The organism is Chengkuizengella marina, assembly GCF_009910845.1.
GTDB classification, from domain to species: Bacteria; Bacillota; Bacilli; order Paenibacillales; family KCTC-33759; genus Chengkuizengella; species Chengkuizengella marina.
Map to the genome: position 1 here is coordinate 40,486 of NZ_SIJB01000026.1, position 19,962 is coordinate 60,447.

The 19,962-nt window shown below is 34.9% G+C and carries 18 protein-coding genes; 4 read left to right on the top strand and 14 right to left on the bottom strand.

Annotation, left to right across the window (positions count from 1 at the left end; translation table 11 throughout):
- Positions 1–53 precede the first annotated feature (53 nt).
- The 3 genes from ERL59_RS11690 to egtD all read left to right on the top strand — a co-directional run bounded on the left by ERL59_RS11690 (position 54) and on the right by egtD (position 3,062).
- A complete protein-coding gene (locus ERL59_RS11690) occupies positions 54–701 on the top strand; it encodes a LysE family translocator (protein WP_160646406.1) in 648 nt (215 codons plus the stop codon).
- A gap of 164 nt (positions 702–865) precedes the next feature.
- The gene (gene egtB, locus ERL59_RS11695) at positions 866–2,092 is read left to right on the top strand and encodes an ergothioneine biosynthesis protein EgtB (RefSeq protein WP_201763544.1); all 1,227 of its coding nucleotides are present in this window, start codon (positions 866–868) and stop codon (positions 2,090–2,092) included.
- 1 nt (position 2,093) lies between these two features.
- Complete coding sequence (gene egtD / locus ERL59_RS11700; protein WP_160646407.1) at positions 2,094–3,062, top strand: L-histidine N(alpha)-methyltransferase; 969 nt, start codon at positions 2,094–2,096, stop codon at positions 3,060–3,062.
- Between the two features lie 62 nt (positions 3,063–3,124).
- Here the strand turns inward: egtD and recG are convergent, their stop codons facing one another.
- The 4 genes from recG to ERL59_RS11720 are packed head-to-tail and all read right to left on the bottom strand — an operon-like array spanning position 3,125 to position 8,128.
- A complete protein-coding gene (gene recG, locus ERL59_RS11705; RefSeq protein ID WP_160646408.1) occupies positions 3,125–5,176 on the bottom strand; it encodes an ATP-dependent DNA helicase RecG in 2,052 nt (683 codons plus the stop codon).
- A complete protein-coding gene (locus ERL59_RS11710) occupies positions 5,169–6,032 on the bottom strand; it encodes a DegV family protein (RefSeq protein WP_160646409.1) in 864 nt (287 codons plus the stop codon). Before ERL59_RS11710 ends, recG begins: the two co-directional genes overlap by 8 nt.
- A gap of 20 nt (positions 6,033–6,052) precedes the next feature.
- The gene (locus tag ERL59_RS11715) at positions 6,053–7,747 is read right to left on the bottom strand and encodes a DAK2 domain-containing protein (RefSeq protein ID WP_160646410.1); all 1,695 of its coding nucleotides are present in this window, start codon (positions 7,745–7,747) and stop codon (positions 6,053–6,055) included.
- Positions 7,748–7,762: 15 nt separating this feature from the next.
- Positions 7,763–8,128 carry an Asp23/Gls24 family envelope stress response protein gene (locus tag ERL59_RS11720; RefSeq protein ID WP_160646411.1) on the bottom strand — a complete coding sequence of 122 codons (366 nt, stop codon included), beginning with the start codon at positions 8,126–8,128 and terminating at the stop codon, positions 7,763–7,765.
- A gap of 447 nt (positions 8,129–8,575) precedes the next feature.
- Here ERL59_RS11720 and rpmB point away from each other — a divergent pair, with 447 nt between their 5' ends.
- A complete protein-coding gene (gene rpmB / locus ERL59_RS11725) occupies positions 8,576–8,764 on the top strand; it encodes a 50S ribosomal protein L28 (RefSeq protein WP_160646412.1) in 189 nt (62 codons plus the stop codon).
- Positions 8,765–8,846: 82 nt separating this feature from the next.
- On the opposite strand, the gene spoVM is transcribed toward rpmB, so the two are convergent.
- The 10 genes from spoVM to priA all read right to left on the bottom strand — a co-directional run bounded on the left by spoVM (position 8,847) and on the right by priA (position 19,949).
- Entirely contained in the window at positions 8,847–8,927 is an 81-nt protein-coding gene (spoVM, locus tag ERL59_RS11730) for a stage V sporulation protein SpoVM (RefSeq protein WP_160646435.1), read from the bottom strand.
- A gap of 173 nt (positions 8,928–9,100) precedes the next feature.
- Entirely contained in the window at positions 9,101–9,760 is a 660-nt protein-coding gene (rpe, locus tag ERL59_RS11735) for a ribulose-phosphate 3-epimerase (RefSeq protein WP_160646413.1), read from the bottom strand.
- Position 9,761: 1 nt separating this feature from the next.
- Positions 9,762–10,661, bottom strand: coding sequence for a ribosome small subunit-dependent GTPase A (gene rsgA, locus ERL59_RS11740; RefSeq protein ID WP_160646414.1), 900 nt, complete (start codon positions 10,659–10,661; stop codon positions 9,762–9,764).
- Positions 10,662–10,682: 21 nt separating this feature from the next.
- Positions 10,683–12,644, bottom strand: coding sequence for a Stk1 family PASTA domain-containing Ser/Thr kinase (gene pknB / locus ERL59_RS11745; protein WP_160646415.1), 1,962 nt, complete (start codon positions 12,642–12,644; stop codon positions 10,683–10,685).
- A 45-nt stretch (positions 12,645–12,689) separates the two neighbouring features.
- Positions 12,690–13,421, bottom strand: a complete 732-nt coding sequence (locus tag ERL59_RS11750; RefSeq protein ID WP_160646416.1) for a Stp1/IreP family PP2C-type Ser/Thr phosphatase — start codon at positions 13,419–13,421, stop codon at positions 12,690–12,692.
- A 7-nt stretch (positions 13,422–13,428) separates the two neighbouring features.
- On the bottom strand, positions 13,429–14,475 hold the full coding sequence (gene rlmN, locus ERL59_RS11755) for a 23S rRNA (adenine(2503)-C(2))-methyltransferase RlmN (RefSeq protein ID WP_160646417.1): 1,047 nt from the start codon (positions 14,473–14,475) through the stop codon (positions 13,429–13,431).
- Between the two features lie 122 nt (positions 14,476–14,597).
- Positions 14,598–15,995 carry a 16S rRNA (cytosine(967)-C(5))-methyltransferase RsmB gene (gene rsmB, locus ERL59_RS11760; protein ID WP_160646418.1) on the bottom strand — a complete coding sequence of 466 codons (1,398 nt, stop codon included), beginning with the start codon at positions 15,993–15,995 and terminating at the stop codon, positions 14,598–14,600.
- A gap of 5 nt (positions 15,996–16,000) precedes the next feature.
- Positions 16,001–16,975, bottom strand: a complete 975-nt coding sequence (fmt, locus tag ERL59_RS11765; RefSeq protein ID WP_201763545.1) for a methionyl-tRNA formyltransferase — start codon at positions 16,973–16,975, stop codon at positions 16,001–16,003.
- On the bottom strand, positions 16,962–17,453 hold the full coding sequence (def, locus tag ERL59_RS11770) for a peptide deformylase (RefSeq protein ID WP_160646419.1): 492 nt from the start codon (positions 17,451–17,453) through the stop codon (positions 16,962–16,964). The genes fmt and def overlap by 14 nt, the downstream gene beginning before the upstream one ends.
- A 51-nt stretch (positions 17,454–17,504) precedes the next feature.
- Positions 17,505–19,949: a primosomal protein N' gene (gene priA / locus ERL59_RS11775; protein WP_160646420.1), complete on the bottom strand. Its 2,445-nt coding sequence runs from the start codon at positions 19,947–19,949 to the stop codon at positions 17,505–17,507.
- Positions 19,950–19,962: the final 13 nt, after the last annotated feature.

Sequence of the window (19,962 nt, forward strand, 5' to 3'; positions counted from 1 at the left end):
TCTTCTAATATAACTAGTTACTATAAAGACAGGCTATAAAGGAGCGTAAAAAGATGTCCTTACTTTTAATTAAACATATAATTCTCGGGTTATCCATCGCAGCACCCATTGGGCCAATTAATATTGAAATTCTTAGAAGAGGATTATCTCAAGGATTCTGGCCGTCACTCTTTGTAGGTGCAGGAGGAATGACTGCTGATTGTGCCTTAATGTTTTTCATGTATCAAGGACTTGCTCGACTATTAACCTTAGATGGGGTTCAGCTTACTTTCATTATTTTCGGAGCGGTGGTATTGATGCATACAGGTCTACAAAGTTTAATAAAACAAAAAGAATCGATAATGACTAATGAATGGCACTCTATCAACTCTAGTACTGGATTAATGAATTCATTTTTAACAGGAGTGTTTATTGCTGCTTTTAACCCCCTAAATATTCTTTTTTGGTTGGGTATATATGGATCAGTGTTAAGTGAAACCTTTAACGATGACAACAAAATAAAGGCATTTTTTATCAGTAGTGCTGTTTTTATAGGGATCGGATTGTGGAACTTAAATTTAGCTCTCATCGTTCACTTTGGAAGAAAATCACTTAACCCAAGCACATTGAAAAGGATCTCACTTGTTGCAAGTCTCATTATACTAGGATTTGGTCTTCATTTAAGTTACCAAGCCATTATGAGAATGCTGGATATGATGTAACATAGCATTAAGTACTTCAACCTTCATAGTAATTTAGTAAGATTATATATTTGTTCATAATATATGTGTAGAATTCATATATTCTCTTAGTTACTATATGCTGTTAATTCAATTTACCAAAAGGAGGGGTCGTTATCCATATTCAAACAAATAGAAATAATCTTTTGTTAGAAAAATACCAGTATACGAGAAACTTAACACTACATATCGTTAAACCCTTAGAAATTGAGGATTTTGGTATGCAGGGGATGGTAGATGTAAGTCCTCCCAAATGGCATTTAGCCCATACAACCTGGTTTTTTGAAGACTTTATTTTAATGAATTATAAACCTGGCTATAACTATTACTTAAAAGATGCAAGAAGGTTGTTTAATTCCTACTATGAAACATTGAGCAAACCGTTCCCTAGATCAAAAAGAGGTCTTATTTCTCGACCAACTGTAAGAGAAGTATTAGATTACCGAAGTGCAGTCGATGAAGAAATCATTGCACTATTAGAGCAAAGTGATGAGTTAGATGAAAAGCTCTGCTCCTTAATTCTATTAGGTATTCACCATGAACAGCAGCATCAAGAACTTTTAATTACTGATCTTAAATATAATTTCTCAATTAACCCTTTAAAACCTGCTTATAAAGAAGGTATTGATAACCCATCGGATTATTCGTCTATCCTGCCTCTAAAATGGATGTATTTTGAGGGGGGAACTACGACGATTGGAACTAATAACAATAATTTTTCATTCGATAATGAACAACCTGCTCACAAACACTATCTATATCCTTTTTCGATCGCCAACAGACCCATAACAAATGGTGAGTATCTTGAATTTATCAAAGATAACGGTTATGAGGAAGCCATAAACTGGCTTTCTGATGGTTGGGAAACTGTCACAAGACAAAAGTGGAAATCACCACTTTATTGGGAATGTATAAACGGAACTTGGTTTCAATTTACACTCTCTGGATTAAAACCCATTGTAAAAGAACAACCTGTTACACATATTAGCTTTTATGAAGCCGATGCTTATGCAAGATGGATCGGTTACCGCCTCCCTACCGAACAAGAGTGGGAACATGCATTTCAAAATACGCCAGTGGAAGGAAAGTTTCTAGAAAATCTTCTTTTTAATGAAAGGTACGAATCAGATAAAACAATTTTCGGTACAGTTTGGGAGTGGACGTCAAGCCCTTATACTCCTTATCCACAAAGTGCCAGACAAGAAGGTGCTTTAGGAGAATACAATGCCAAATTCATGAGTAACCAAATGGTTTTGCGTGGTGGGTCCAGTGCTACTCCTTGCAATCATATTCGAACAACTTACCGTAATTTTTTCCACCCGGATAAAAGATGGCAATTTAGTGGCATTCGTTTAGCCAAGGAGGAACGATAACATGTTGCAACCAAAGCAAATGATCGTTGATTTGAATCCTCCTGTTTCCTCTTTAAAAGAAGAAGTCTTAAAGGGATTAAGACAAGATCAAAAACAGCTACATCCCAAATGGTTTTACGATGAACAAGGAAGCAAACTTTTTAATCAGATCACTACTTTACCTGAATATTATTTAACTCGTAAAGAAAAAGAAATATTAACAAACAATCACTCTGATATTTGTGCTCTAATTGGTCATCGTTCTCCATTATTTGAGTTAGGATGCGGTAATGAAGAAAAAATACAACTAATTTTAGAATCTTTACAAAGCGGAAATCGTTATGTTCCCATTGATATTTCACAAGAAGCTTTAAACAGTACTGTTGAAAAATTACTTGATTCATTTCCTTTATTGGATGTAAAAGCAATTCGTGCTGACTATACACAAGCCTTATCGTTCTTATGTCAAGGGTCAAAAGAAAAAAAAGTCATTTTATTTCTTGGTTCAACGATTGGAAATTTGAATGGAAATGATAGGGAGAAGCTTCTACACCAATTATCCAATAATCTAAACCATCATGATGGTTTACTTATTGGCATTGATCTCATAAAATCACCCATTTTATTAGAAGCAGCTTATAACGATTCACAAGGCATTACGGCTGCATTTAACAAAAACTTACTTCACAGAATTAACAGAGAGCTTCATGCCAATTTTCAAGTGGAACAATTCACACATCATGCTTTTTTCAACAATGTTAAAAATAGAATCGAAATGCACCTTATCAGCAAGACGAATCAAGAAGTATTGATTGGCGATGAGACTTTTTCTTTTCTTTCAGAAGAAACGATTCACACTGAGAATTCTTATAAGTTCAATCTCAAAGAATTCGAACAAACGCTATTCAAAGTAGGACTTTGCATGCGTAATTTCTGGACAGATAAACAAAATTACTTTGCCGTAACATATATAGAACCAATCACAAAATAACTAAAGCGACTACAAATTCCTTCAATTCACATTGAATGGAATAACGAGTCGCTTTTCTGTTTCTAGTCTAATTCCTTCTCTAACAACTGATCCTGATCCAATAGCTCACGAAGTGGCAAATATTTTGCAGCAGTCCAAAACTCTTCTGACTTCACTAACTCTGCCGCATCCTCTCTCGCCATCTCTAATACTTCAAAATCATGAGCTAGATCTGCCACGCGAAACTCAGGCATTCCGCTTTGTTTTGTACCAAAAAAGTCACCTGGTCCCCTTAATTCTAAGTCCATACGAGCGATTTCAAATCCATCATTTGTTTTCGTCATAGAACGCATTCTCTCTTGTCCCATCTCTGATTTGGGATCGGCGATTAGTATACAGTAAGATTGGGCTTGTCCTCTTCCAACTCTGCCCCGTAATTGGTGAAGCTGTGATAAACCAAAACGATCTGCATCATAAATGACCATGACAGTAGCGTTTGGCACATTGACTCCAACTTCAACTACAGTTGTAGATACAAGCACTTGTACTTCATTTTCACTAAACTGTAACATCACCTGTTCTTTTTCGTCAGCTGCTTGTCTTCCATGTAATAAACCTACTTTGTAACCAACTAAAAACGCTTGTATTTCTGCATGTAAATCAATAGCATTCTGTACATCAATCTTATCCGATTCTTCAATCAAGGGACAGATAACATAAGCTTGACGATGAGCCTTTAATTCTTTTTGAATGAAACCAAGCACTCTTTTCATCAAATTGTGTTTTACCCAGTAAGTTTTAATTTCTTTCCTACCTTTTGGCAACTCCTTCAATGTAGATACATCCATATCTCCAAAAGCAGTTATAGCTAACGTTCTAGGAATGGGAGTAGCTGTCATTGTGAGAACATCAGGGTTCAAGCCCTTATGTCTGAAAATGGTTCGTTGATTTACACCAAAACGATGTTGTTCATCTGTTACAACCAACCCTAAGCTTCTAAAATGTACATTTTCCTGTATTAAAGCATGAGTACCGACTACGATATCAATGAGACCGGATTGTAATGATGCAAGAACGTCTTTTCTTTGTTTATTCGTTAAACTACCCACTAACAATCCAATCTCAAGCCCATAGGAAGCAAATAAATCTTGTAAAGATTGATAATGCTGTTCCGCTAGTATTTCAGTTGGTACCATCATCGCACCCTGAAAACCTGATTTAAAATTTGCATAAAGAGCTGCTGCTGCAACCACCGTTTTACCTGATCCTACATCCCCTTGTAATAAACGGTTCATACTATAAGGCTGTCGTAAATCAGAAAGAAGTTCGGCGATTACTTTTTTCTGTGAATCAGTCAGCTGAAACGGAAGTGAACGAACAAACTTACGTATATCCTCAGAATCAAAAATATGCTGAATACCATCAGCTTTTGAACGTGATGTTGAGCGAAAAATCATCAGTTTAAGTTGAAATAAAAATAGCTCCTCATAAACTAAACGTCGCCTTGCTTCTGTACCATCTAAAGCATCTTGAGGATGGTGAATGGACATGATAGCTTGTTTACGAGGAATCAAATTATGTTTTTCACTATAAAATGCAGGGATAGGATCTCTAATCAGTCCACCATATTGTTGGAGTGCCTGATGTATGATTTTTCGAATCCACTTTTGGGTGATAGATCCTCCTACAGAATAAACAGGTTGCAACGAACCTGCTTGAGGGGAATGGGTTCCAGGAAATTCAGATTCTGAAACGGTCAAAACCTGCCTTTTAGAATCCCATTTCCCAGTTACAATGATTTCTTTACCGATGATCAGACGATCCTTAAGAAAATGACGATTAAACCATACGGATGTAATCATAAACTGATCATCGACCATCATTTTACAAGTCATTCTTGATTTATTTCGCCCATATCGTTGAACTTGCGGTAAGCTATGTATCTTTGCTTGTACTGTAATCCTATCTCCATCCTCGACTTCAGAGAGGTCACGTAAACGATAATCTTCATAACGAAAAGGAAAATACTCAATTAGATCTGAAACAGAATGAATTCCTAGTGCGTTTAAATCTTTACTCCTCGCCGCACCTAACCCATGAATATCTTGGAGCGGGATTTGATGCAAATTATTCATTGGAACGAGGTCGCATTATAATACCAAGTGTCCCAGGACCTACATGTGTGCCTATTACTGGACTTAATGAAGTTAACTTTACGTTATGTACTTGAAATTGTTCTTTTAATAGTTGAGAAAAATCCTTAGCATTAGAAATATCGTTTGAATGGACAATGATCATGTCTACATCTGTCATTGAAAAGTCTTCTTTTAAAACGTCAACAATTCGATTTATGGCTTTCTTTTTGCCTCTAACTTTATCAACTGAAGTAATTTCACCTTCATCATCTATCGAAAGAATGGGTTTAATATTTAATAATGAACCTACTACAGAAGCAGCTTTACCTATTCTACCGCCTTTTTGCAAGTATTCTAATGTATCCACTAAAAAGTAAATTCTGATATCCTCTCTCAGTTTTGCAACGATTTCCAGAATTTCATCTTTATTTTTCCCATTTTCATAAGCCTTTACTGCTTCAACCATTAGTACACCAATTCCATAAGAAGCTGATCTCGCATCTACAATGTGCAGATCTACCCCTTCATCTAGAAGTGATTTTGCTAATACAGCAGATTGGTATGTACCACTCATGGCTGAAGACAAATGAATAGAAATAATTGTACAGTTGGGATCTTCTTCATAAATTTTTTTATATACGTTTAAAAAATCTACAGGTGACGGTTGAGACGTAGTAGGCAAGACATTACTTACAGCCAATTTTTCATAAAACTCTTTAGACTGAATTGTAATCGCATCCAAAAACACTTTCTGACCGAAATGCACCTTTAACGGTACCATCTCAATGTTGTATTTTTCCCTTATTTCTAATGGAATATCCGATGTACTATCTGTAACAAATCGAATTTTAGACATACAATCACCTCATTTAATAATTATTCAACTGAAAAGATATAATCGTAAATTGGTTGTCCACCTTCAATGACTTCAATTTCAATATCAGGGTAAGATTCCTCAACAAATTGTACTAATATATCTGTATGTTGTGCTGCCATCCCTTCACCTATAAACACCGTTAACATTTCGTTTTCTTCCGTGATCATTAGTTGAAGCAATTCCTTAGATGTCTCTATAATTTCATTGGAAGCAGTTACAATTTGATTTTCTTGTATTCCTATATAATCCCCTTCATTGATTGAGATTCCATTCATTTGCGAGTCTCTTACAGCTATCGTAACACAACCTGATTGAACATCCTGAATTGCTTGATTCATTAAATGTTCATTTTCATCTACATCATTCATGTCTTGTAATGCCAAGGCTGCTGACAATCCCTGTGGTATCGTTTTTGATGGAATAACGATGACTTCTTTATCCTCAATTAGATTTTTTACTTGCTGAGCAGCTAAAATGATATTTGAATTATTAGGTAAAATAAATATATATTTTGCATGAATACTTTCTACAGCCTTCACAAGATCCTCAGTACTAGGATTCATCGTTTGACCACCAAACAGAACATAGTCAACTCCGATACTACTAAACACATCCGAAATTCCATCACCTGATGAAACAGTAACCATGCCAAAGGTTTTAGGTTCAACGGATGTAATGGATGTTTCATCTTTTTCATTGAAAGTTTCATCCTCTTGAATACTATTGGTTTCTTCCACAATTTCTCGGTGTTGATCACGCATATTTTGAATGTGAAGACGAGTTAACTCCCCATACTGAATCGTTAAATTTAATACATCACCTGGGGAATTTGAATGAACGTGAACTTTTACAAAGTCATCATCAGGAATTAAAACGATGGAATCCCCAATCTCAGCTAATTTTTTTCTTAATACAGATTCATCAAAATGGACTTCTTTGGATAAATGAATAAAAAATTCCATATCATAAAAATGAGTTATATCTTCCGTAGCTATATTAGATTGAGCTGGTTTTGGTTTATTAATTGTAATTTTCTGGTAATCAGTATGATGCATTACATTAGAATCCACATTAAAACTCCCTTTAAGAGCTTCAATAAATCCTTGATAAATAAAAACCAATCCTTGTCCACCAGAATCCACTACTCCAGCTTGTTTTAATACAGGAAGTAGATCGGGTGTTCTAGCTAACGATTTCTTCGCTTCATTGATCACTTCCTCTAATAACTCAATAATATGATCTGTTTGGTGAGATACAAATAAAGCGTGTTTAGCAGATTCTTTTGCAACAGTTAAGATCGTACCTTCGATCGGTTTTACAACAGCTTGATATGCTGTATCTACACCTTGTTGCAAGGCTGCTGCAAATTGTACAGCGTTGATCTCATTTAGTTCATGAACTGATTTTGTAAATCCACGAAATAACTGTGAAAGAATGACACCAGAATTACCACGCGCTCCCATTAATAAGCCTTTAGAAAAAGCTTCTGCCATCTCCCCAATGTGGTCCGAAGATTTAGACTGAATATACTCAATACCTGATGTTAAAGTCATATTCATGTTCGTACCTGTATCACCGTCTGGAACTGGGAACACATTCAAACTATTTATTTTTTCTACATTTGAATGTAGGACGTTTGCCCCAGACAAAACCATATTCATAAAATCTGTACCATTAATGAAAACTTTACTCAATGTGATTCTCCCTTTCTATTGGGATACTCTAACCCCTTGCACATATATATTTACAGTTTGAACTTCAAGTCCTATAAGATCATTTAAGACATATTTCACTTTGTTTTGTATGTTATGTGCAACTTCAGAGATTTTAGTACCATAACTTACGATGATGTACAGGTCAATATGGATATCATTTTGTTCACCCTCTTGCCTAATTAATACACCACGAGATAAATTCTCTCTACCTAGGAGCTCAGCAATCCCATCCTTAAGCTGACTACGAGAAGCCATACCTACTAACCCATAACAATCTAATGCAGCTGAGCCTGCTAAGGTAGCTATGACCTCACTTGTCATCATAATCTTTCCATACTCATTATCAAGTTGAATTGTCATCTTCAATCCACTCCTTTTTTCTATAGAAATATGGACTTTATCATTGTACTATAATCATGAATATAATAAAATCCCTATCGGTGACTTTTTCGAATGTGATTCACGTGTACATCAGTTCGTCCATGAAAAACAGCAAAGTAAGTATGATATTATTTTATACTTTCCTGTCCTATAAATAAATCCATTTTTCTATAAAGTTCATTGACTATCTCATTTTTTTTGTGATATTATAGTAAAAGTGTTTATGATTACGTGTATGTTCCAGAATAAAATTAACGTAAAGAAAGCTATATCTTTCCATCGTTATTTCTGGCTTAACCCCGCAAAAGTAATTGAACCGTCATTCATTGTCATGTCGAATGTGGCATCTGCACAATGGTTCTTCCATGAGCTGGGAATTCATAGCTTATTTTCACTTTTTGTGGGTTATTTAAAGGGGGTGTAGGAATGTCACGCAAATGTTATGTTACTGGTAAAAAAAGAGGTGTGGGAAACAACAGATCTCACGCTAACAATAAAACGAAACGTACTTGGGGAGTCAATGTTCAAAAGGTGCGAATCCTTGTAGATGGTAAGCCAAAGCGCGTTTATGTAAGCACAAAAGCATTAAAATCTGGATTAGTTGAACGTGTATAGAAAATGACATTGACAAAAAGCACCTCTGCGGGGTGCTTTTTTTCAGTTCATAATAGTACATTAAAAACTCTTTACAAACTGATCATTTTTTATTAAACGTATTCAAAATAATTCTCACAAACCCGCCTAAAAATTTTGGTAGTTTAAAGGTATAAAATCTCATCCCTACCCCTCCCAGGATACATAATGAACTGACCATAGTACATGGACTTTAAATATAGTATATTCATAATCATCAAAAAATTGACTATGGTTTTAAAAAAATAAAACACAAATCTAAAGACTTAGCACTATTCATTATATATGTAAGATAAGCCTCCAACATACCTATAGAAATTAAATAGAATTACTTTTCCCTCTGAGTTGTTCAATTGACTCTTTTTTATTTTCATGATTAAATATTGCACTACCTGAAACAAGCACGTTAGCACCTGCCTCTATGACTAAAGGAGCTGTATCCTTGTTGATTCCACCATCCACTTCAATATCCAACTTTAATCCTTGTTTTAAACTCATTTCTTTAAGTTGTTTAATCTTGGGGAGTGTAGATGAAATAAATTTTTGTCCCCCAAATCCAGGGTTAACTGTCATTAATAATACCAAATCCAGTTCATGAACTACATGTTCAATGACAGATAAAGGAGTAGCTGGGTTTAAAACTACCCCTGCCTTTGTGCCATGATCTTTAATATGATGAATCGTACGATGTAAGTGAGGACATACCTCAGCGTGTACACTAATGAGATCAGCGCCTGCATTTACGAAATCAGGAATATATGTATCTGGGTTTTGAATCATTAAATGAACATCTAGAGGAAGTGAAGTATGTGGACGGATACTCTCAAGAACTAAAGGCCCCATTGTAATATTAGGAACAAAATGTCCATCCATAACATCCACATGAATCCAATCTGCACCGGAGGATTCTAATTCTTGTACCTCTTGTCCTAATTTTGAAAAATCTGCTGATAATATTGATGGAGCAATACGTAACATGTTAATACCTCCTTTTCATCTGGCTAATTTCATCTAAAAATCCTAGATAATGTTCATAACGTTTAGATGAAATTTTTCCTGCATTTGTTGCTTCAATAATCTTGCATTTAGGTTCTTGCTGGTGCAAACAACCTCTAAACTTACAGTCAGGAATATATTGTTTAAATTCTTTAAAATAAAAACCTAAATCTTCCTGGTCAATATTCGTAAAATCTAATGAACTGAAACCAGGAGTATCTGCCACGATACCCCCATTGCTCAATTCAATCAATTCAACATGCCTAGTTGTATGTTTACCTCTTCCTAGTTTGGAGCTAATTTGTTTCGTTTCTAACTCCAACCCTGGGATAATAGCATTCAAAAGAGAGGACTTCCCTACACCTGATTGTCCAGAAAACACACTCGTTTTGTTAGCCATATACCCTAAAAGTTCTTCATGACCTTCCCTTGTTGTTTTACTCGTTAATAATACCGGATAACCAATGGTTTCATAATATTGAATCAATTTATCTAAAAATATAGACTTTTCCTTTGAATCCTGAAATAAATCATATTTTGAAAAACAGATGATTGACTCGAGTCCTACTTTTTCAATATGAACTAAAAATTTATCTAATAACTGCAAGTTTAGTTTTGGTTCCACTAATGAAAAAACAAGTACTGCCAGATTAACATTAGCTATAGGGGGACGGATTAACTCACTAGTTCTAGGAAGAATTTCATGAACTGTACCCTCACCATTCTCTGATAATTCAACCATTACAAAATCTCCAACTAAAGGTGAAGTTTCTCTTTTTCTGAAAATACCTCTAGCTCTACACTGGATCAATGGTTCTCCAACCTGATGAGGTTTCACATAATAAAATCCACTTAAAGCCTTTACAATTCTTCCTTCTAGCATAAATTAATCAAAACCCTCCTATTATTTATAATCATCATATTTCACTTCGTATGTGCCTAAATGCTTAGCATCACGATAAACACTAATGGAAGCTTTACCATCAGGTAAATCAGGAGTTAATACAACTGGTACAAAGAAAGTTTCTTCCTCATTTATCGTTTTTGTGTTCCCAATACGATCCGTACCTAAGGCATCTGTTATTTTAAACTCGATAACTGAATCTTCACCTTTGACTTCTGGTTCAACAAAAATGGGATAATTTGTTCTCCTTACATCTTCAGGTTCACCTTTACTAACAAATATAGTAATTTCTTCACCTTTTTTGAGGGTATCTCCTGGATCATAAGGATGCTGTTTAAATACATAACCTTCATTTACATTTAAATCAAAATCTTTTTCAATATTAACTTTAAGTCCTTTTTGTTCAAGGATAGAAACCGCTGCTTCTTCACTAAGTTTAATTAAATTAGGCATTTCAACACTACCTAATCCTTCACTTACTGTAAAGGAGAGAACAACATCATTTGGATTGTATTCCTTATTTGCTTGAGGAGATTGGCTGATTACCTCACCATCAGGTACATCGCTTAGTATTGTTTCCATCTTAATATCTTCATCGGTAAATCCAATTTTTCTCAAAGCATTTTCAACATTCACCCACTGCATTCCTCTATAGTCTTTCATAATTTTTGTTTCTTGTCCTTGGCTAACGGTCAGAGTGATAGGAAAATTTTCTTTTACCATTTTATTTTTATCAGATTGATCTATTACGATCCCTTCTTCTACTTGATCATCATACTCATATTGAACAGGATCACGTACTGTTAATTGAACACTTTCCAGCTCCTTAGTTGCATCTTCTAAAGTTAAACCAACAACATTGGGAACTTCTACATCAGATACATCAAGCATACCCAGTACTGCTTTAACACCAAACCAAGCTGAGAATAAAATAATAATTGTAGTAAAAGTCCAAATAACTGGTTTTAACCAAAAGAGACGATTTGTTTTTTTGTAATCTTCATCTTCATTATGTTCTGGAATGATAGTTTCATTCTGATCTGTCTCTTGCACTTTTCGATTTAAACCAATCACAGGCATAATTTTCGTATGTTCTTCATCATCTAATTCGTCATTAAACTGGAATTTGTTTTCATTCAATTTTTCAGGTAATAAACATGATTCTAAATCGTATAGCATTTGACTAGCAGATTGATAACGCTGTTCAGGATTTTTTTGCATTGATTTTAGTACAATATTTTCTACACTCTGCGGAATCAAAGGATTCACTTTTCGAGGTTCTTCAACATTTTCTTGTATATGTTTTAATGCAATACTAATTGGACTATCCCCAGAAAAAGGAAGTTTGTTCGTAAGCATTTGGTACAATACAATACCTAGTGAATATAAATCAGACTTAGCCCCTTGAGTCACCCCTTTAGCATGCTCAGGAGAAAAATAATGAACAGATCCTAGAACAGATCCTGTCTGAGTAATTTCAGATGACGAAGCTGCACGTGCAATCCCAAAATCCGTAACTTTTACACGTCCATTTCTTCCAATTAAAATATTATGCGGCTTAATATCTCGATGAATAATTTGATTTTGATGAGCGTGATCTAATGCATCACAAATCTGACTAGTAATATGAATAGCTTCCTCTACTTGAAATGGAGCCCTATTTTTAATTTCTTCGTTTAAATTGCTACCTTCTATGTATTCCATTACAATGTAATGAATATCATCTTCCTGTCCTACATCATAAATACTTACAACATTCGGATGAGAAAGTGATGCAGCAGATTGAGCTTCTCGACGAAAGCGACGAATAAAATCTTCATCATAAACAAATTGTTGACGAAGTACTTTAATGGCAACCATACGGTTTAACAATTTATCATGTGCCTTAAATACAAGCGCCATTCCGCCCCCACCAACGCGATTTAATATTTCGTATCGACCGCTTAATTGCTGTCCAATCATTTTTTCACCTCATTACCTGTGTATATTAATTTCAGCATTTTCAACTTACTCATTTTCTAATAAAACAACAGTAATGTTGTCATCTCCACCTGCATCAAGTGCGTGCTGAATTAATTCATTAGCCTTTAATTCGAGATTTTGTTCTTGCATTAAAATATCAACCATGTCCTGCTGACTTACTAAGCTGCTTAATCCGTCACTACACAACATTAATAAATCATGCCGAAGCCACTCATGACGATGAATTTCTATACTAACATATTCTTCTGTTCCCAAAGCACGAGTTAATAAATTACGTCTCGGATGTTGTTTTGCTTCCTCAACAGAAATTTGTCCACTTTTAAGTAATTCATTTACTAAAGAATGATCTTCTGTTAGTTGTATTATAGATTCTTGAGTAAATTTATAAGCCCGACTATCCCCGATATGTGCAATAAGTATGAACTCACTTGTAGCAAGTGCAACCACAACAGTAGTTCCCATTCCCATATATTTTTCATTTTCTGAAGCAAGTTGATATATTTTTGCATTTGCTAAATAAATGGCTTCTCGGATACACATCTCACATTCTTCTACAGTCATATCAGACTCTAATGTTTGCAAGTTTTCTTGAATGGTTTCTATCGTAATTTGACTAGCGATATCTCCAGCTTGATGTCCTCCCATCCCATCTGCCACAACTGCAAGTGTAAACCCATTTAACTCTGTTTGCACCGCAGCTCGATCTTCATTAACTGCTCTAGTACGTCCAACATCTGTTTTATTGGTTGATTTCATAATTATATCACCTCGTACTTGACTCCATATGTTTAGCACGCAATTGACCACAAGCTGCCTCTATATCATGCCCCTGCTCTCTTCGAATGGTCACATTCACTTTTTTATGTTCTAAAATCTTTTTAAACTCAAAGATATCTTTTTTAGGTGTCCTAATATAACCCCGCTCTGGTACATGATTCACAGGAATCAAATTCACATGACATAACATGCCTTGCAGCACATCTGCTAATTCTTCTGCATGCTCTGGTCTGTCATTTTTACCTCCAATTAAAGCATACTCGAAGGTAATTCTTCTACCTGTTGTTTGGATATAATATTTACAAGCTTTCAACAAGTCACGCAGCGGAAAACGTCGATTTACAGGCATTAAACTTGAACGAAGAGCATCATTTGGAGCATGGATAGAGATCGCTAAATTAATTTGTGTTTTTTCATCTGCAAACTTATAGATGTTCGGAACAATTCCACTCGTTGAAACAGTGATATGACGCTGCCCGATGTTTAGACCTTGTTTATGTACCATCGTCTTTAAAAATTTCATCATGTGATCATAGTTTTCAAAAGGTTCTCCAATACCCATAATCACAATGCTACTAATTCGTTCGTTTGAATTGTCTAATCTTTGCTGAGCCTGTACAACTTGTGCAATGATCTCCCCCGCTGTTAAATCTCTTTTTAATCCTCCTAGTGTAGATGCACAGAAAGTACAACCTACTCGACAACCAACTTGTGTCGTTACACAAATGCTATTGCCGTAATCATGTTTCATAATGACAGTTTCTATTGCATTTTTATCTTGCAGCTCAAATAAAAATTTGATTGTACCATCTTTCGATTCAAATCTTGTAATCTCATTTAATGTAACAAAGTTAAAATCCGCTTCTAGTTTTACGCGAAGTTGTTTTGGTATATTAGACATTTCCTCAAAACTGTTTACGCGTTTAACATATAACCAATCGTAAATTTGTTCTGCCCGAAATGTCGGTTGTTTATTTTCTTTTACCCATGATTGTAATTCCTCTAGGGTGTAATCATAAATAAAGGGTTTCATTTTCACACAACCTTGTTTATATTGTGATAATTTAAATTATCTAAAATCTTACTAAATCATTTGTAAATTCACCTGTGATTGATATTTTTCACTTTTTTTGGGTAAGTTTTAGGTCTATTTTATCATACATTCTCATTTTTATGTAAACGGGCAATAAAAAAACCGTCTGAATGATAATAATTCGGCAGCACCTGAAGCATTCCTTCCTCTAACTTGATTTGATGATATACCTCCTTTGGCAAAAATTTGTCAATAGAAGAATCTGTGGAAAACTGTGGATTTTGTGATAAAAATGCTTTAATAATATGCTCATTTTCTGACGCTTCTATCGTACAAGTACTATATACTAGTACACCTCCAGGTTTAACTAAGTCAGCAATCTTACACAGTATACCTAATTGTATTTGAGTTATTTCCTCAATATCTGATTCACTTTTTACCCACTTTAAATCTGGTTTTCTACGGATCACACCTAATCCAGAACATGGAGCATCCAATAATATACGATCAAAGGATTGTTTCTCAAACTTTTTTATTAATAGAGCAGCATCTTCAACCGATGTTTTGATATTTTTTAAATGCAACCTCTCTACTTGTTCATCAATTAATTTTTTCTTATGTTGATGAATGTCATTAGCCCAAATAACACCTGTATTTTCCATCTTTTCAGCAATATGTGTTGTTTTTCCACCTGGAGCAGCACAACAATCAAGAATCGTTTCATTCTTCTTAGGATCTATTACTGCTGCAACTAGCATCGAACTTTCGTCTTGAATAGAAATTTTACCTTCCTTAAACCATGCGCTATGCGCCATATTCCCTCCACTTTCAACAACAATGCCATCTGCAGAAATAGATGAAGGAGATACTTTTAATGCTTCCTGTTGCATTTCTTTTACTATAGAATCTCTATCCTGTTTAAGGGTGTTTACTCTTACACTCACATGAGGGGTTTCATTATTCGCTTTGCATATTTGCTCAGCTATTTCTTCACCAAACTGATGTACCCAACGTCTAACCATCCACTCTGGGTGCGAGTGCTTTAAGGATATATGCTGTACAATATTTGAAGTACTGGGTAATGCTATTTGATCTTTTTTCCTTATGATGTTTCTTAATACTGCATTGACCATCCCTGAAATCCCACGATGTCCTTTACGCTTAGATATGTTTACGGCTTCATTAACTACAGCATGATCTGGAATCCGATCTAAATAATACAACTGATAAAAGCTTAAACGTAATAAATTACGTACCCATGGTTGTAATTTCCTTACCTTTTTGTTTAAGAATTGGTCTAAAAAATAATCAATCGTATTCATTCTTTGAATGGTTCCATATACGATTTCAGTAGTTAAAGCAACTTCTTGTCGTTCTAATTTAAATTTGTTCAATGATTCGTTCAATAATATATTACTATATGCCTTTTTTTCATCAACCTTTGTTAGAATTTCCATGGCTAGTTCTCGAGCAGTAGGTATTTTCTTTTTGGATGTCTTTTTTGTATTTGATGAACTCATCTAAATCATCTCCCAAATTGTGTCCCTTCAGGGATGGCACTTCCTTTGCTAAATTGCCCAACGTCCATTCTTTTTTTACCAGCAGGTTGAATTTGTGTTAACCAAATTGTTCCGTTCCCTGTTCTCACCTCTATACCATCTGTGGTCATCTGAATGACTGTACCTGGTGATATATCATCCTTATGGTTGACAGGTTTTGAGTAGATGTCAGAAGGATTTAAACTCTCCCATACCTTTAACACTTTTCCATTCCATAAAGTATAAGAGCCTGGAAATGGATTTAGTGCACGAATATGATTAAAAATATCTTTAGAAGATTTTTTCCAGTTAATGAGCTCATCCTCTCTTTTAATATTTGAAGCAAATGTAGCTTCTTCATGATTTTGAGCTACTGGCTGAATATTTCCTTGAACTAATTTAGGCAAAGTTTCTTTTAACAACTCTGCTCCAGCAATACTTAGTTTTCCAAACATTGTTCCTGTATTGTCATTTTCAAGGATTGGAACTTCTATTTTGCTAATCATATCTCCCGTATCTAATCCTTCTGCCATATACATAATGGTCACTCCTGTTATTGTTTCTCCATTTTTTATAGCATGATGAATAGGAGCACCTCCTCTATACTTTGGAAGAAGAGAAGCATGAACATTAATACAACCTAAGCGAGGGAGTTCTAATACCTCTTTGGGTAAAATTTGTCCAAATGCTGCAGTGATAATTAAATCAGGCTGTAATTGTTTTAACAGTTGTATGGCTTCTGGAGCTTTCATTTTTTCAGGTTGAAGCACTGGAATATGATGATTTAAAGCCTCTACTTTTACAGGAGTTGGTGTGAAAATCTTCTTTCTCCCTTTAGGACGGTCTGGTTGTGTTACTACTCCTACTACATTTAATTTTTCTTCAAGTAAATATTGAAGAGAGGGAACAGCAAAATCTGGTGTTCCCATAAATACGATACGAATTTGATTAATCAATGACATTGTTTGGCTGTTCCCCTTCATATATGGTTTCTGCTATATCTGTAAATAAAATTCCGTTTAAATGATCAATTTCATGTTGGAATATTCGAGCTAGAAAATCCTCAGCTTCATACTCTACTTCATTGCCATTTCGGTCAAGACCTTTCACTGTAATGGCCTTAAAGCGATTTACATCTCCACTAATAGATGGAATACTTAAACAACCTTCTGGTCCTATTTCTTTTTCTGTTGATGTTTTAATTATTTCAGGATTAACTAACTCAATTAGCCCCGGTCCATCTTCTTCACCCGAATCAAGTACGATCACACGTTTCAATATTCCAATTTGAGGAGCTGCAAGTCCCACCCCTGGTGCATCATACATCGTTTCAGCCATATCGTCTAATAATTTGTGAAGATTTTTATTAAATTTTGTAACTTGTTTACACTTTTCCCTTAAAATCGGATCAGGATTTTTAACAATGACTCTAATTGCCATGTCAAACACCTACCTTTATAAATTCTTTATTAATTTATGTTTTTGAACTTATTACATTAACATTTGTGGGTCTACGTCTATACTTATCTGTAATTTCGTTTGTTTTATAGTTTCTTCTAATGAAACAACCGCTTTATGAACCAAGTTTATCGTTTCCCATCCTCCTCGATATTTTATCAAACATTGGAAACGATATCTATCCTTCTTCCGCGAAATAGGCGAAGCTACAGGTCCAAGAACATCTATAACAGTTGGAAGTTGCTCCCTCTTAATATATTTTGAAAATATCTCACCTGTTCGTACTAAAAGGTTGATATTTTCATGAGAAAAAGTAATTAAAATCAATTTGCAATAAGGTGGATAAAACCCTTTTTTCCTCGTTTGAAGTTCTGTTCTCATAAAAGATAAATAATCATGTTGACTTGCACTAATTACACTGTAGTGATCTGGATTGTACGTTTGTATTACGACCTCTCCAGGTAGCTCATGTCTTCCAGCACGTCCAGAAACTTGCGTAAGCAATTGAAATGTTTTTTCAGAAGCTCTAAAATCTGGTAAATTTAATACCGTATCTGCCGCAATCACACCTACTAAGGTCACTTTTGGAAAATCCAGACCTTTGGCTACCATTTGTGTACCTAACAATACATCTGCCTTCTGATCTCGGAATTGATTTAACCATTTTTCATGAGAACCTTTTTCCGTCGTAGTATCGACGTCCATACGTATTACTCTAATGCCAGGAAAAAAGCTGGTGAGGCTCTCTTCCACTTTTTGAGTTCCTGTACCAAAGTATCGAATGTGCTCGCTTAAACATGATGGGCAAGTATGATTTTCTCTTTCAGCATAACCACAATAATGACAACGTAAATGCTGAGTGTTCATATGATAAGTCAGAGAAATATCACAATGAGGACAACTAACAACATGGCCACAAGAACGACACATCACAAAAGTCGAATATCCTCTACGATTCAAGAGTAAAACCATCTGTTCTTTTTTGTTTAATCGATCTTCAATCAATGTATGTAAAATTCGACTGAACATGGTACGATTGCCTTCCTTTAGCTCTTCTCGCATATCAACGACATGTACTGGAGGCATAACACGTCCCGCTACTCTTGTGGGCAATGATAAATAATCCATAGAGGCTTGATGACTCTCATAATAAGTTTCTAAAGAAGGAGTCGCTGAACCTAATATGACCACAGCCTGGTGTGCCACACTTCTCTTTTTTGCAATTTCAATTGCATGATATTTTGGGTTGTCCTGTTGTTTATATGAGGCTTCATGCTCTTCATCAATAATAATTAGTCCAATATTTGTGAATGGAGCAAATATTGCAGATCTTGCGCCGATGACAACCTTCACTTTTTTTTGTTGAATTTTACGCCATTCATCGTAGCGTTCACCTTGAGACAATCTGCTATGTAGAACCGCAACTAAGTCCCCAAAACGAGATTTAAATCTTTCTACCATCTGTGGAGTTAGTGATATTTCTGGAACAAGTACAATCGCTTCTCTATTCTGATTTAAACACTTTTGTATTGTTTGTAAATAAACTTCCGTTTTACCGCTCCCCGTAACACCATGTAATAAGAAAAGACGCTGTTTTCTTTCTTGAATAATCTGACTAATAGATTGATATACCTTTTCTTGCTCTTCAGTAAATTCCAGTGGATGGCTTTTTATAAATTTATGTTTTTGAAAAGGATCACGAAAGATTTCAGTTGTTTCTATTTGTAGCCACTTTTTATTCACTAAAGCTTTGATACTGGAGGAACTAGTATTTAGTCTTTTAGATAACTCAGATAGTTGTATTGAATTAGGATGATTCAAAAAAAACTGTAAAATTTCCAATTGCTTATGTGCTTTTTTAGATAACTCTTTTTTATACTCTTCTAACAATGATATATCTTGTGGAGGTTTTACCATTAACACTTTTTTAGCAGATACACGATTTTTAATGTTTTGAGTTTCCGTTAATATTTCACCTAAAATCATTTTTTTTATAGTTAAGCTTGCATTTGGAAAACGGTTAAGTAGTTCATTCATTTCAACAGTTTGTTTGCTTTTTATAAAATGTATAATTTCATTTTCTATCTCATTTTTTGACACAAATTCATTTTCATATGTTGAGTCAGTTAATTTAATATATTTTTCGTATTTCGCTTTCAATGCACTTGGCAACATGACCTGTAGTGCTGTTATTTCATTACATAAATATTTACGACTCATCCATTTAGCTAACTTTACAAGTTCTTGTGTTAAAGGAGGCTGAAGATCCAATACATGTTCAATGCTTTTTATCTTACGATCATCAACGTCACTTTCTTCTAACAACTCAACAACAAAACCTTGTATCATTCTCTGGCCAAACCGAACTGCAACTCTACTCCCGATTTCTACCCACTCAAATAAAGATAATGGCACTTTATAATCAAATGGGCGATTGGTTTGTTTTGAAGGAACATCAACGATGACACGAGCATACATGGTTTAAAAATCA

What these genes read in the sequence shown, in the direction of transcription:
- recG (WP_160646408.1), bottom strand. Translation starts at nt 5,176, where the DNA reads ATGAATAATTTGCATCAAATCCCGCTCCAAGATATTCATGGGTTAGGT.
- rsgA (WP_160646414.1), bottom strand. Translation starts at nt 10,661, where the DNA reads ATGCTAGAAGGAAGAATTGTAAAGGCTTTAAGTGGATTTTATTATGTG.
- rpmB (WP_160646412.1), top strand. Translation starts at nt 8,576, where the DNA reads ATGTCACGCAAATGTTATGTTACTGGTAAAAAAAGAGGTGTGGGAAAC.
- ERL59_RS11720 (WP_160646411.1), bottom strand. Translation starts at nt 8,128, where the DNA reads ATGACAATTCAACTTGATAATGAGTATGGAAAGATTATGATGACAAGT.
- ERL59_RS11710 (WP_160646409.1), bottom strand. Translation starts at nt 6,032, where the DNA reads ATGTCTAAAATTCGATTTGTTACAGATAGTACATCGGATATTCCATTA.
- priA (WP_160646420.1), bottom strand. Translation starts at nt 19,949, where the DNA reads ATGTATGCTCGTGTCATCGTTGATGTTCCTTCAAAACAAACCAATCGC.
- rsmB (WP_160646418.1), bottom strand. Translation starts at nt 15,995, where the DNA reads ATGAGTTCATCAAATACAAAAAAGACATCCAAAAAGAAAATACCTACT.
- ERL59_RS11690 (WP_160646406.1), top strand. Translation starts at nt 54, where the DNA reads ATGTCCTTACTTTTAATTAAACATATAATTCTCGGGTTATCCATCGCA.
- ERL59_RS11750 (WP_160646416.1), bottom strand. Translation starts at nt 13,421, where the DNA reads ATGAAATCAACCAATAAAACAGATGTTGGACGTACTAGAGCAGTTAAT.
- spoVM (WP_160646435.1), bottom strand. Translation starts at nt 8,927, where the DNA reads ATGAGATTTTATACCTTTAAACTACCAAAATTTTTAGGCGGGTTTGTG.
- egtD (WP_160646407.1), top strand. Translation starts at nt 2,094, where the DNA reads ATGTTGCAACCAAAGCAAATGATCGTTGATTTGAATCCTCCTGTTTCC.
- rlmN (WP_160646417.1), bottom strand. Translation starts at nt 14,475, where the DNA reads ATGAAACCCTTTATTTATGATTACACCCTAGAGGAATTACAATCATGG.
- fmt (WP_201763545.1), bottom strand. Translation starts at nt 16,975, where the DNA reads ATGTCATTGATTAATCAAATTCGTATCGTATTTATGGGAACACCAGAT.
- pknB (WP_160646415.1), bottom strand. Translation starts at nt 12,644, where the DNA reads ATGATTGGACAGCAATTAAGCGGTCGATACGAAATATTAAATCGCGTT.
- def (WP_160646419.1), bottom strand. Translation starts at nt 17,453, where the DNA reads ATGGCAATTAGAGTCATTGTTAAAAATCCTGATCCGATTTTAAGGGAA.
- rpe (WP_160646413.1), bottom strand. Translation starts at nt 9,760, where the DNA reads ATGTTACGTATTGCTCCATCAATATTATCAGCAGATTTTTCAAAATTA.